At 39.3% G+C, this 14,460-nt stretch carries 10 protein-coding genes and 1 pseudogene; 1 reads left to right on the forward strand and 10 read right to left on the reverse strand.

All coding sequences use genetic code 11. The annotated features are described in order from the left end of the window. Nucleotides 1–188 precede the first annotated feature (188 nt). From GO593_RS02475 to GO593_RS02485, 3 genes are all read right to left on the reverse strand, one after another. On the reverse strand, nucleotides 189–1,691 hold the full coding sequence (locus GO593_RS02475) for a cation:proton antiporter (protein WP_000526259.1): 1,503 nt from the start codon (nucleotides 1,689–1,691) through the stop codon (nucleotides 189–191). 237 nt (nucleotides 1,692–1,928) lie between these two features. Continuing rightward, nucleotides 1,929–2,828 (reverse strand): KPN_02809 family neutral zinc metallopeptidase, encoded by a 900-nt coding sequence (ypfJ, locus tag GO593_RS02480; RefSeq protein WP_001267652.1) that lies wholly within the window; start codon nucleotides 2,826–2,828, stop codon nucleotides 1,929–1,931. Nucleotides 2,829–2,857: 29 nt separating this feature from the next. Further along, nucleotides 2,858–3,781 (reverse strand): DUF808 domain-containing protein, encoded by a 924-nt coding sequence (locus GO593_RS02485; RefSeq protein ID WP_000146247.1) that lies wholly within the window; start codon nucleotides 3,779–3,781, stop codon nucleotides 2,858–2,860. 207 nt (nucleotides 3,782–3,988) lie between these two features. Here GO593_RS02485 and trpS point away from each other — a divergent pair, with 207 nt between their 5' ends. Next, on the forward strand, nucleotides 3,989–5,002 hold the full coding sequence (gene trpS, locus GO593_RS02490) for a tryptophan--tRNA ligase (protein ID WP_000072941.1): 1,014 nt from the start codon (nucleotides 3,989–3,991) through the stop codon (nucleotides 5,000–5,002). Between the two features lie 415 nt (nucleotides 5,003–5,417). Here trpS and sucD read toward each other — a convergent pair whose 3' ends face one another. From sucD to GO593_RS02530, 7 genes and pseudogenes are all read right to left on the reverse strand, one after another. Continuing rightward, nucleotides 5,418–6,308, reverse strand: a complete 891-nt coding sequence (sucD, locus tag GO593_RS02495) for a succinate--CoA ligase subunit alpha (protein WP_000114637.1) — start codon at nucleotides 6,306–6,308, stop codon at nucleotides 5,418–5,420. 14 nt (nucleotides 6,309–6,322) lie between these two features. Further along, complete coding sequence (gene sucC, locus GO593_RS02500; protein ID WP_001048573.1) at nucleotides 6,323–7,489, reverse strand: ADP-forming succinate--CoA ligase subunit beta; 1,167 nt, start codon at nucleotides 7,487–7,489, stop codon at nucleotides 6,323–6,325. A gap of 147 nt (nucleotides 7,490–7,636) precedes the next feature. Then, nucleotides 7,637–9,070, reverse strand: coding sequence for a dihydrolipoyl dehydrogenase (gene lpdA / locus GO593_RS02505; RefSeq protein ID WP_000082610.1), 1,434 nt, complete (start codon nucleotides 9,068–9,070; stop codon nucleotides 7,637–7,639). A 62-nt stretch (nucleotides 9,071–9,132) separates the two neighbouring features. Next, nucleotides 9,133–10,329, reverse strand: a complete 1,197-nt coding sequence (gene odhB / locus GO593_RS02510) for a 2-oxoglutarate dehydrogenase complex dihydrolipoyllysine-residue succinyltransferase (RefSeq protein ID WP_000179879.1) — start codon at nucleotides 10,327–10,329, stop codon at nucleotides 9,133–9,135. Further along, the gene (locus GO593_RS02515; protein WP_001984866.1) at nucleotides 10,329–13,169 is read right to left on the reverse strand and encodes a 2-oxoglutarate dehydrogenase E1 component; all 2,841 of its coding nucleotides are present in this window, start codon (nucleotides 13,167–13,169) and stop codon (nucleotides 10,329–10,331) included. Before GO593_RS02515 ends, odhB begins: the two co-directional genes overlap by 1 nt. 157 nt (nucleotides 13,170–13,326) lie before the next feature. After that, a pseudogene (locus tag GO593_RS02525) lies at nucleotides 13,327–13,456 on the reverse strand (hypothetical protein). Nucleotides 13,457–13,739: 283 nt separating this feature from the next. After that, on the reverse strand, nucleotides 13,740–14,450 hold the full coding sequence (locus tag GO593_RS02530; RefSeq protein WP_000086385.1) for a succinate dehydrogenase iron-sulfur subunit: 711 nt from the start codon (nucleotides 14,448–14,450) through the stop codon (nucleotides 13,740–13,742). Between the last annotated feature and the right edge of the window lie 10 nt (nucleotides 14,451–14,460).

Here is a 14,460-nt window from a genome sequence, read left to right on the forward strand (position 1 = left end):
TCTTATTATTGAACATTCATTGAAAATTATTTTAATTTAAATTTTTATATAACAAGTTTTAATATCTCAATAAAATAAAATATATTAATAATGATATATATAGAAAAAAAAATGGCTTTATATAATATTTTACTATTACACTAAAGCCTCATTTTTATATTCAAATAAAAATTATTTTTTATTTACTTTTAGAAATTATCGGGACTTTCAAAACGTTTTACTTCTTGTAACTTATTTGGATCATGCATGGTTGCGATCCCGTCTTCTGTTTTTTGATCAACAATAACATCTGGGTTAAAGATAGTAATTGTTTCTCTTCCTAATGCATCTTCTCCAACTATATATTGAAAGCCACGGCGATTCATTTTATGGCATAGCTTTTGATAAAAGCCTTTAAGCCCTTCCGTTTCTTCATTAGGATTGTAATAAAACGCATTCATTACCGCAGGAAGGCCAAGTCCACACACTACACCAGATAACAATACGCTAATAAAGGTATATCCAATCAGAATACTACTATAAGGACTCAGCGCCGGAATATTCGCGACCGCCAAAATTAAAGCGAGTGAAATCCCTCCTCGAACACCACCCCAAGATAAAATAGTTAAACTACCATTGTAACTTTTGGTCTTACGCATTGTTGGGAAGAAAGCAAAAGACATAAAGTTGGCGGCAAAACGAGAAATATGCAGAATAAAGAAAGCAACTATTCCACCTAAAATCAGGCTAAAGTTTAAGTCAAGAATAAATAACTCAAGGCCAATTAAAGTAAATAAGAATGAATTGATAATCCCTTCTACCGTATGCCAAAAATGGTTAACCTCTCTGATCTCACGCTCTTCACGAATTTCTTTCCATTTATTGCCGACGATTAAACCACCAATGACGCAGGCAATCGGTGCAGATGCATGGGCAAATAGAGCCACCAAATATGCTCCACTTGCAAGTAATGCAGTTGTTAAAATCAGGGATTCCATTTCGTGTTTACCACGTAATAAGCGTAAAGTACCTATCCCAAATGCCCACCCAATACCAACAGCTACCACAATTTCATAAAGCAAAGCTTCTAATGTCGCAACCAATGAAAAATGTTCACCCTGTAAAACATTCAGTAATGTCATAAATAAGGCAATACACATCGCATCGTTAAATAAAGATTCTCCTTCTAATTTAACAATGAGATGATGAGGAGCACGAATTGAACTTAAAACACCTTTGATACCGATCGGGTCTGTTGCACCTAATGCTGCACCTAATAATAGAAGAACCAAAATTGGTACATGATGCCCAACTAACAATTGGAAACCGTAAAGTAAGCTACCAAACAATACAGCGCAGATTACCAAGGCAATAGTGGCCAAAATACTAATCTGTTTCCAATAGCTTCTTAGATCTGAAATTTTAAATTTAAGTGCTGAAGATGTCAGAATAAAGCAAATAACACCATTAATTAAAAAATCATAGAAATCGATGTGACGTACTGCTTCCTCAATATTATGAATATTGATCGTAATGAATTGATTACCATTTAAAAGACTGGCTCCCCATTGCAAAATGAAGACAAAAATCGCAGAAACAAGAGGTACGCCGATAGCCTGAGGAAAGCCCAAAATACGTTTATTAAATATGGTGGTCGCAATTGATAAGGCAAATACAACCGTAAATGCTTGTAATAAGAAAAAATTACCCATGAACACCCTTCTTCTGGGTCAATGACCAAATAAAAAATCTAGACAGCTGAACTGAACAGAACGAGAAAATAGACACCTCATGTGTGCCCAAGCAATTAAAAAGTTGGAATACAAGTTTAACGAATTACGTTAATCATTCTATCAATTAGTTAAATTTCTTAACATTAATTATGTAGAAGGGATGATTAAAAAGATGAGCCTACTTAAACACCTTGTAAACTCATCTTATTTATAAATTTAGATAGAATTATTAAAAGTATCGCATTGGTTAATATCACCGGTTTTTAAACCGACTTGGAACCAGTGCATTCGCTGTTCACTACTACCATGAGTAAAGCTATCCGGAACGACTTGTCCTGTTGCTCGTTTTTGTAAGTAGTCATCTCCAATTTTTTGCGCGGCATCCATTGCCTCCTCGACGTCCCCCTGCTCTAAAAACTGAGTACGCTGTTGATTATGATTGGCCCAGATACCCGCTAAACAGTCAGCTTGTAATTCTTGACGTACAGATAACTGATTACCTTCTCTTTGACTGACTTGTGCACGAGCCTGTTGCACTTGAGATGAAATACCAAGCAAAGTTTGAACATGATGTCCTACTTCGTGGGCAACCACATAAGCTTGGGCAAAGTCCCCTGCCTGATCTTGTCTCGATAATTCTGTCTGATTTTGTTCACCAGATATTCCCATCTGCTCACGCATATCTTTGAAGAATTCTGTATCGATATAAACCTTCTGATCTGCCGGGCAATAAAAGGGACCCATTGCAGACTGAGCTGTGCCACAGCCTGACTGAATCATCCCATTAAACAAGACTAATTTTGGTGGCGTATAAGTTTTACCTAACTGTTTAAAAATAGGTGTCCACGTATCCTCTGTATCGGCTAATACTGTTCCAACAAAATCAGAAGCTTCCTTTTGCTCGGCGGTTAAACTTTCGGGTGCAGTTGCATTTGATTGTTGCGAAGCAGTAACCTGCTGCGTTGCCTGATATGCTTGTTGGGGGTCAACGCCAAAAAATTTCCATGCAACAAATGCCACAACCAAACCAATAATACTAATACCACCTGCCCTAACACCGCCTCCGCCTCGACGGTCTTCAACATTGGTACTGACTCGACGATCTCTCCAACGCATAATTTCCCTCTTCTTTGTAGATGGCCTGATTAACTAGAAGCTTTTGGCCACATTTTTTGTATCAAGCTAACAACAAGCAATACTATTGCACCAGCAACAATTCCTATTGCAAAGTTAATAAGCGTTGGGGTTAAAGCACCAATGATGTTGCCTACAGCAGGTATAGTTTCCACATGGTCAACTGTATTTTCAGTGACATGATGGAGTAAAGGAATCGTATGATTAATAATCCCTCCACCTACCAAAAACATCGCAATAGTGCCGACGATAGACAATAACTTCATTAAAAGTGGCGCAAATGCAAGCAGCCCGCGACCAATAGTTTGTTTAAAAGAAGCAGCCTGTTTTGTTAAATATAGACCCAAGTCATCAATTTTAACAATCATGCCGACCAAACCATAAACGCCGATCGTCATCACAACTGCAATAATGCTGAGGACACTAACTTTAGTCATTAAAGTTGCAGTTGCCACAGTACCTAAAGAAATAACCACAATTTCAGCTGACAAAATAAAGTCTGTACGAATAGCTCCTTTCACTTTATCTTTTTCAAAAGTTGCCAAGTCTAACTCTTCACTATCAAACTCTTTTTGTGCTTCTTCTGAGGTTGAGGCTTTTTTATGGGTAATGGTATGAAGAACTTTTTCAACACCCTCATAACATAAGAATAGCCCGCCAAGCATTAATAAAGGATTAATCAACCAAGGAGCAATCACACTAATTAATAAAGCTAGAGGAACTAAAATGAGCTTATTAACAAAGGAGCCTTTAGCAACTTTCCACACAATCGGTAATTCGCGATCAGCACGGACACCTGTAACCTGTTGTGCATTTAAAGCCAAATCATCACCTAAAACACCAGCAGTTTTTTTTGCTGCCATTTTGCTCATTAAGGCGACGTCATCTAAAATTGTTGCAATATCATCTAGTAGTAAAAGTAAGCCACTTGCCATTTCTTATCCAGGTTTGTATTTATTAAACTATTGTAAGATGATTTTTTTCAATTTTTGTAATTTTACTGAATAAATTCACAATATTATTTTAAGAAAAGTTTACCCAATTGCTGACGAAAAAATTTTATTTCCCGTACAATAATGCCAATCTTTTATATTGCAGGGCTTATTATCCCTGATTAAGCCAATACCATAGTGGAATAAATAATGAGTAATGTTGATCAGCGTCCAATTATTTTGACAGGCGACCGCCCAACCGGACAACTTCACCTCGGGCATTTTGTCGGTTCTTTGCGTTCTCGTGTAGGTCTACAGGATAGCCATCATCAACATCTCTTATTAGCAGATGCACAAGCGTTAACAGACAATGCCGATAACCCAGATAAAGTACGCCGTAACATTTTAGAAGTTGCTCTAGACTATTTAGCGGTAGGCATTGATCCAACTAAAACCACAATTTGTGTACAGTCATGCTTGCCTGCACTGAATGAGCTTACAATGTTATATCTTAACTTTGTAACTGTAGCTCGTTTGGAGCGTAACCCAACCATCAAATCTGAAATTCAAATGCGTGGTTTTGAACGTGATATTCCTGCCGGTTTCCTTTGCTACCCTGTAGCACAGGCAGCTGATATTACGGCTTTTAAAGCGACTGTAGTACCAGTAGGCGAAGATCAAATTCCAATGATTGAGCAAACTAACGAAATCGTGCGTCGTGTAAACCGTCAAATTGGTCAAGACCTTTTACCTGAATGTAAAGCATTGCTTTCTAATATGGCTCGTTTACCTGGTTTTGATGGTAAAGCGAAAATGTCTAAGTCATTAGGCAATACCATTGTTCTAAATGCTTCTGACAAAGACATTAAAAAAGCTGTAAATGCGATGTATACCGATCCAAATCATCTTCGCATTGAAGATCCGGGTCAAGTTGAAGGAAACATTGTATTTACTTATTTAGATGCATTTGACCCAAATAAAGAAGAAGTTGAAGAGCTAAAAGCACACTACCGCCGTGGTGGTCTTGGTGATGGTACAGTTAAAAAACGTCTTGAAGGTGTACTAAAAGAATTAATTACACCTATACGTGAACGTCGTGAAGAACTTGCTAAAGATCCTGACTACATTATGGATGTTTTACGCCAAGGTACTGATAAATGTCGAATCATTACCCAGCAGACTTTAGACGAAGTTAAAGATGGCTTAGGCTTATTTAAGTTCTAATTTTTTATATTAAAGATATAAATCAAAAAAGCCCTACGGGGCTTTTTTTATAATTATTTTTAGATTCAACAATTTAATTTTTTAGAATTTCTATATATTTATTATGATTCACACGCTTTTACCCTTTTAACGTGAAGTAACACTAATTAACGTGAACCTTAATGAACAAATAAGAATGCGTCACTAATATAACTTGAGTAGGTTGATATGAACCTCACGACATTTCTCCTTAAGCCGAAACTGTTTTTAACAGATTCGTTGTTCTACGCAGTGATCACCCCAATCATTGCGTATTTTTTTGTCTTTTTTTAACCAAATTATTCCTTGTATCAATTTTATTTAACTTTTCAATAATACAAAAAAAATACCGCATCATTTTTCAGATGCGGTATTTTTTAAAGATTCAAGGAAGCAATTAAGCTAAACCTTTCTCTTTTAATACTTGCAACATAGTTGAACCAAGCTCAGCTGGGCTACGAGTGTAAGCCATACCTGCTTTTTCAAATGCAGCGAATTTCTCTTCAGCAGTACCTTGACCACCAGAAATGATCGCACCAGCGTGACCCATACGCTTACCTTTAGGCGCAGTTACACCAGCGATGTAACCTACTACAGGTTTAGTCACGTTAGATTTGATGAATTCAGCAGCTTCTTCTTCCGCTGTACCACCGATCTCACCGATCATGATAATTGCATCAGTATCTGGATCGTCTTGGAACAATTGAAGAGCTTCAATTTGGTTCATACCTGGGATTGGGTCACCACCGATACCGATACAAGTAGACTGACCTAAACCAAGCTTAGTTGTTTGAGCAACAGCTTCATAAGTCAATGTACCTGAACGTGAGATGATACCAATGCGACCTGGTTGGTGGATGTGACCAGGCATAATACCGATCTTACATTCACCCGGAGTGATCACGCCTGGGCAATTAGGACCAACTAAACGAGTACCGTTACCGTTAGTTTCTAAATAACGTTTTGCTTTAAGCATGTCGATTGTTGGAACACCTTCAGTGATCACAACGATTAGGCCAACACCTGAATCAACCGCTTCAACGATTGAGTCTAAAACGAATGGAGCTGGTACATAGATTACAGATGCATCTGCATTTGTTTCACGTACAGCTTCTTTCATTGTGTTGAATACTGGTAAGTCAAGGTGAGTTGTACCACCTTTACCTGGAGTAACACCACCAACAACTTTTGTACCGTAGTCTAAAGCTTGTGCAGAGTGGAAAGTACCGTTTTTACCAGTAAAACCTTGTACCAATACTTTAGTGTCTTTATTAATTAATACGCTCATGATTGATACTCCCCTTACGCTTTAACTGCAGCTACAACTTTTTCTGCGGCATCAGACAAACCGTTCGCAGAAATTAATTTCAAACCAGATTCATCAAGTAATTTCGCACCTAACTCAGCGTTGTTACCTTCTAAACGAACAACCACTGGAACAGTTACATTTACTTCTTGAACCGCTGCAATAATTGCTTCAGCAATCATGTCACAACGTACGATACCACCGAAGATGTTGATTAAAACACCTTGTACAGACGTATCAGCAAGAATGATTTTGAACGCTTCGATTACACGCTCTTTAGTTGCACCGCCACCAACATCAAGGAAGTTTGCAGGCTGACCACCATAAAGTTTAATGATGTCCATAGTTGCCATTGCAAGACCAGCACCGTTAACCATACAACCAATGTTACCTTCTAAAGCAACATAGTTAAGATCAAATTCAGATGCTTTTAACTCACGCTCATTCTCTTGAGATTTGTCACGTAAAGCAGCAACTTTAGGTAAACGGTAAAGCGCGTTAGAGTCGATACCTACTTTCGCGTCTACACATAAAATTTCGCCATTTTCACGAACTGAAAGTGGGTTAATTTCAAATAAAGCGAAATCATTTTCAACAAATGCTTGGTAAGCAGCTGTCATGATTTTCACGAATTGACCGATTTGTTTGTCTTTCAAACCTAAAGCAAATGCAACTTCACGTGCTTGGAATGGTTGTAAACCAACTAATGGATCAACTTCAACTTTGATAATTTTTTCTGGAGTTTCTTCCGCAACTTTCTCGATTTCTACACCACCTTCTGTAGAAGCCATGAAAGTAATACGACGGCTAGAACGGTCTACAACCGCGCCCAAGTAAAGCTCACGCTCAACTGGATATACGTCTTCAGCAACAATGATGCTGTTTACTGGTTGACCATTTGCATCTGTTTGATACGTTACAAGACGAGTACCAATGATATTGTTTGCAAATTCGATAACATCTTCTTTAGATTTTGCAACTTTAACGCCACCAGCCTTACCACGACCACCAGCATGAACTTGCGCCTTCATTACAGCGAATTTACCACCAAGCTGTTCAAATGCAGCAACTGCTTCGTCTGCATTGGTTGCCAAGATACCTTCTTGTACCGGCATACCATATTCTTTCAATAACGCTTTAGCTTGATACTCATGTAAGTTCATTTAGTTACCTACTTAACTTTGTTTGTTGTCTTCAATTTGCGCAACATTCTCATGTTGTATAAGCAAATTGCTGTCTACGTCTATCAACTTGATGATTTTTTAATCACACCATCGAATGTGAAAAAGAGCGGAGGACCGCTCTTTATTTTATTTACGCTTACGTTGAATCGCGTGAATTGCACGACCATCTACAGCAAGTGCAGCTTCATGAACAACTTCAGAGAATGTTGGGTGACCAAAAGTCATCAACTGAAGATCTTCAACAGAAGATACAAATTCAAGTGCGATCATACCTTGGTGAACGATATCAGATGCCGCAGGCCCAATCACATGCATACCTAATAAACGGTCAGTTTTTGCATCAGCAACAAACTTAACAAAACCTGCACCTTCACCAGCAGCTAAAGCACGACCATTTACAGCAAAACCGAATTGACCAGTTTTTACTTCATGACCTTTTTCTTTAGCTTGCTCTTCAGTTAAACCAACCCACGCCGCTTCAGGGTGTGTATAGATAACAGAAATGATTGTGTCATAGTTTACTTGAGCTGCATGACCGTGGATACGTTCAACAGCCATTACGCCCTCTTCCATTGCTTTATGAGCAAGCATTGGACCGCGCACTAAGTCACCAATCGCATATACACCTTCTACAGAAGTTGCACAGTGATCATTTACTTCAACTAAACCACGTTCAGTTAATTTAATACCTGAATCTTCAGCTAATAAACCTTCAGCATAAGCTTTACGGCCAACACAAACGATTAACTTATCAAACGTTTGTTCTTTGTCTTCACCAGCTTGAGTGTATTTAACAGTCACTTCACGACCGTTTACTTCAGTACCAGATACTTTTGCACCAATGCGGATATCTAAACCTTGTTTAGTCAAGATTTTTTGATATTCCTTAGAAAGTGCTTTATCAGCCATTGGCAAGAATGCATCCATTGCTTCAAATACAACAACTTCTGCACCAAGACGACGCCATACTGAACCAAGTTCTAAACCGATTACACCTGCACCAATTACACCTAAACGCTTAGGTACTTCAGGGAAGTTTAATGCGCCAGTTGAATCAACAATAATATCTTGATCTACAGGAGCTACAGGAATATTTACAGGCACAGAACCAGACGCAAGAATTACGTATTTAGGTTCTAAAATTTGAGTTTCACCTTCATGTGGAACAAACTCAACTTTTTTACCAGCAAGTAATTTACCTGTACCTTTTAACCACTCGATACCGTTGCCTTTAAGCAATTGATCAATACCGCCAGTTAATTGGTCAACAATTTTGTCTTTACGAGCAAGAAGTTTTGCAAGATCGAAATTCACTTCACCAGTTGTAATACCGTGATCAGCTAAATGATGCACTGTATCTTCATAACGATGAGAAGAATCAAGCAAAGCTTTAGAAGGGATACAACCTACGTTTAAGCAAGTACCACCTAAAGAAGGCTTACCGTTGTGAATACGTTTTTCAATACAAGCGACTTTGAAGCCTAGTTGAGCAGCGCGAATCGCAGCTTCATAACCACCAGGACCACCGCCAATGACAACAAGATCAAATTGTTGAGACATTTTTATCTCCATAAACCAGGATAGAGGATTACTCTACCCTGGTAGGTATTTATTCGAAGAAATTAAAGATCAAGAATGAGTTTAGCTGGTTCTTCTAACAATTCTTTGATTGCTACCAAGAAACCTACAGCTTCTTTACCATCGATCATACGGTGGTCATAAGAAAGCGCTAAGTACATCATTGGCAAGATTTCAACTTGACCATTTACCGCCATAGGACGTTCTTGGATTTTATGCATACCCAAGATACCAGTTTGCGGCTGGTTCAAAATTGGAGTTGAAAGTAATGAACCGAAAGTACCACCGTTAGTGATTGTGAAAGTACCGCCAGTCATTTCTTCGATAGATAATTTACCATCACGTGCTTTAGCAGCGTAAGCAGCAATACCTGCTTCAACTTCTGCATAGCTCATACGGTCAGTATCACGCAATACTGGTACAACAAGACCACGATCAGAAGATACTGCAACACCGATGTCGTAGTAACCGTGATAAACGATATCATCGCCATCAATTGAAGCATTTACAGCTGGGTAGCGTTTAAGCGCTTCAGTTGCTGCTTTAACGAAGAATGACATGAAGCCTAAACGAGCACCATGACGTTTTTCGAAAGCATCTTTATATTGCTTACGTAATTCCATGATTGGCTTCATGTTAACTTCGTTAAATGTAGTTAACATTGCTGTTTCTTGAGTAGCTGCAAGAAGACGCTCAGCTACACGTTTACGTAAACGAGTCATTGGAACGCGTTTTTCGATACGTTCGCCAACAGCAACGCTTAATGGAGTAACGTTAGCAGCTGGTTTAGCTTGATGGTTCGCAACATCTTCTTTAGTGATACGACCACCACGACCAGTACCTTGTACGTCAGAAGCAGCAATGCCAGATTCAGTTAACGCTTTACGTACTGCAGGAGCTTGATCAGATACAGTTTCGTTACGCTCAACAACAGGAGCAGCACCAGCTTGAGTCTGAGCAACTGCTTGTTCTACTGCCGCAGGAGCAGCAGCCGCTGCGCCAGCACCAGCTTCGAATTGAGCAATAACTTCGTCAGAAAGAACTGTATCGCCTTCACCTTTAATGATTGCAACCAAGCTACCATCTGCAGGAGCAACAACTTCTAAAACAACTTTGTCGGTTTCAATATCACAGATTACTTCATCACGTGATACAGGTTCACCCACCTTTTTATGCCAAGTTGCGATGGTTCCATCTGCAACAGACTCTGGGAATACCGGTGCTTTAATTTCGGTTGCCATTATTGAGAATCTCCTGATTGTTCAGCTTCGATTGCCAATGCATCATTAATTAGCTGAGCTTGTTGTTTTGCATGCAAGTACGGTGAGCCACAAGCTGGTGCAGCAGAAGCTTCACGACCTGCAAAACTGATACGGATTTGTTTGCCAGATTTTAAGATATCGTCATATAAACGCGGTGCGATAAACAACCAAGCACCTTGGTTCTTCGGCTCTTCTTGCGCCCAAACGAGTTCTTTCACATTTGGATAAGCAGCCAAGATTTCCGCAAGACGTTGCTCTGGGTATGGATACAACTGTTCAATACGTACAATTGCAACATTAGTTAAGTTTTGTTCACGACGTTTTTCGAGTAAGTCGTAATAAACTTTACCGCCACAAAGTACAAGACGAGTTACATCTGACTTGTTAATTTGATCGATTTCGTCAATTACAGTTTGGAATGAACCATGTGCTAGCTCTTCTAAAGTAGAAGTCGCAAGTTTATGACGAAGTAAAGATTTCGGTGACATTACGATTAATGGCTTACGAATTGGGCGTACAGCCTGACGACGTAATGCATGGAAAATCTGTGCAGGTGTCGTTGGAGTGATCACTTGCATGTTGTCTTCAGCACATAACTGTAAGAAACGTTCTAAACGAGCTGAAGAGTGCTCTGGACCTTGACCTTCGAAACCGTGTGGTAACAACATTGTTAAACCACAAACACGCTCCCACTTAGTCTCACCAGAAGCAATAAACTGGTCAATCACAACTTGAGCACAGTTTACGAAGTCACCAAATTGTGCTTCCCAAATAATCAAGCTCTTAGGAATTGTAGTTGCGTAACCATATTCGAACGCAAGAACTGCTTCTTCAGATAAAAGAGAATCGTAAATCGCAAAACGTGGTTGGTTCTCTTTCACATGGCAAAGAGGAATGTAAGTTGAACCATCAACTTGGTTATGCAATTTTGCATGACGGTGTGAGAAGGTACCACGACCCACGTCTTCACCAGTAATACGAACTAGATAGTCTTCATCTAATAAAGTTGCATAAGCTAAAGTTTCTGCTGCACCCCAGTTCAATGGAGTTTCACCAGTTTGCATTTTCACGCGGTCTTCAATTACTTTTTGAACCTGACGCTGCATTACAAACCCTTCAGGAAGCTTGCTCATGCCCTCGCCTAATTCTTTAAGGCGGTTTATGTCAAATGAAGTATCCCAATCGTCTGTATATTCATGGCCCAAATATGGAGTCCAATCTACAAACATTTTAGTGTTCGGTTCAAGAATCAAAGCATTCGCTACATGATTACCCGCTTCTAAATCAGCACGATAATCTTCAACCATTTGGTCAGCTTCAGCACGGTCAAGTACTTTCTCTTGTACCAATTGATCAGCATAAAGTGTACGAGTAGTTGCTTTCTTAGCAATCACTTGATACATCAATGGTTGTGTACCAGATGGCTCATCTGCTTCGTTATGGCCGCGACGACGGTAACAGAACAAATCGATGACTACATCTTTACGGAATTCGTGACGGAAATCATGTGCTAATTGAGTAGCAAAGATAACAGCTTCAGGATCATCACCATTTACATGGAAGATAGGAGCCTGAATCATTTTAGCAACGTCTGTACAGTATTCTGTCGAACGCGCATCACGTGGATCAGAAGTTGTGAAACCAACTTGGTTGTTCACAATAATATGAACTGTACCACCAACCGTATAGCCACGAGTTTGTGACATCTGGAAGGTTTCCATGTTCACGCCCTGACCTGCAAATGCAGCATCACCATGAACAATAACTGGTAATACGTCATCACCGCCGATGTCTCTACGACGTACTTGACGCGCACGTACAGAACCTTCGACTACAGGACCAACGATTTCTAAGTGAGATGGGTTAAATGCCAATGCCAAGTGAACTTCACCACCTGGAGTCATTACATTACTTGAGAAACCTTGGTGGTATTTAACGTCACCAGAACCTTTCTTATGAAGTGCTTTACCTTCGAACTCACCAAATAAGTCCGCAGGGTTTTTACCCATAATATTAACAAGAAGGTTCAAACGACCACGGTGTGGCATACCGATAACAACTTCTTTACAACCTACGGCACCAGCACGCTGGATAATCTCATTTACCATAGGAATAAAAGATTCGCCGCCTTCAACACCAAAACGTTTAGCGCCGACGTATTTATTACCGAGATATTTTTCTAAGCCTTCAGCAGCGGTTAAACGCTCTAAGAAGCCTTTCTTTTGTTCATTTGAGAAATTGAATTTACCACGGGCACTTTCAAGACGCTGTTGAATCCAACGTTTCTCTTTTGTGTCCACGATATGCATATATTCAACACCGATCGAACCACAATAGATTGCTTCCATTGCTTCAATCATCTCAGCAAGCGTTGCTTCGCTTTTACCGATCTCAAGATTGCCTGTGTTGAATACTGTGTCTAAATCTGATTTGGTTAAACCGTGTGCTGAAAGATCTAAATCAGGAATATCTTCACGCTTAGCAAGACCTAACGGATCTAACTTAGCTTTTTGATGTCCGCGATTGCGATAAGCAGCAATGAGTTGTAAAACGCCAATTTGACGACGCTCATGTTCAGTACTTACAGTACTTTGTACAACAGGTTGAACACGATTAGCATTACGTCCTAGTAATAGGAATTGCTCACGCACAGCGCTGTGTGGTTGGTCACCCTTTGGATATTTATCGAAATATTGGCGCCAGTCCTCAGCGACGGAGGTTGGGGAAGTCAGGTACTGCTCGTAAAGTTCTTCAATATACGCTGCACTATCAGCGGAAAGTTCAGTGTCAAGACGCAATGCGTCAGCAACTTCTTGCATTTGTGGACCCATTTCCTATTGCAAAAAATATTACAGGCTGCCTTTTAAGCATACCCATGATGCATAATGTCAAATTGGTAAAAATGACACTACTTACCCAACAGGTCTTCAAGACCATGGGGCGTCATACTACCTAGAGAGAAAACTCCATAGGTAATTAATGAATCACAACGCCCTCAATGGCATCATCACTCACCTTATACTCGATAAAAAACCGAGCAATTTTTTGCAAATCTTTTTAGAAAAATTAACTTTAAAATTAACTTTTCTAAAATGACTTTAACCATAAAAATTAAGCACAGATCTAAGATCGTGCCACTTAATTTAATTTCACTAGTATACGCTTTTTTCACCTATAACTTTGTGGCAAATCGTATCATGTTCTTAACGAACGATTGATTTTTTTGACACATACCATCTATAAATTGGCGAAATACATATCCAATTTTATCTATTAATATATGGTGCTTTATATAAAAACCCCTCTTTTACCGACTAAAGTATAAGACACGTATTATAAAATTAAAAAAAAACGCACATCAAGGATGTGCGTTCTCTATTTGCGCAGAATTAACCCGCTTGATCTAACAACATATTACGGATATGACCGATTGCTTTTGTTGGATTCAAACCTTTAGGACATACTGACACACAGTTCATAATACCTTTACAACGGAACAAACTGAACGGATCGTCAAGACGAGCCAAACGTTCTGCAGTTGCAGTATCACGAGAGTCGATAATAAAACGATATGCATTCAACAACGCTGAAGGACCCAAGAATTTATCAGGGTTCCACCAGAATGATGGGCATGAAGTTGAACAACATGCACAAAGAATACACTCATACAAACCATTTAAGTGTTCACGCTCTTCAGGAGATTGCAAACGCTCTTTAGGTGGAGCAGGTTGGTTATTGATCAAGAATGGCTGAATTTTGTCATACTGATCATAGAATTGGTTCATATCAACAACCAAATCTTTAACAACCGGCAAACCAGGTAATGGACGAATTACGATTTTCTCTGGTAAATCGTTAAGGTTTTGCAAGCAAGCCAAACCATTTTTACCATTAATATTCACACCATCAGAACCACAAATACCTTCACGGCAAGAACGACGGAATGTTAAAGTTTCGTCTTGAACCTTCAAAGCAAGCAATGCATCAAGCAACATACGGTGCTTATCAGTCAATTCAAGCTTGAAAGTTTGCATGTACGGCGCTTTATCCTTATCAGGATCATAGCGGTAGATTTCGAATGTACGAGTACCTCTACTCATCTTTATACTC

Source organism: Acinetobacter baumannii (genome assembly GCF_009759685.1).
Classification (GTDB): Bacteria; Pseudomonadota; Gammaproteobacteria; order Pseudomonadales; family Moraxellaceae; genus Acinetobacter; species Acinetobacter baumannii.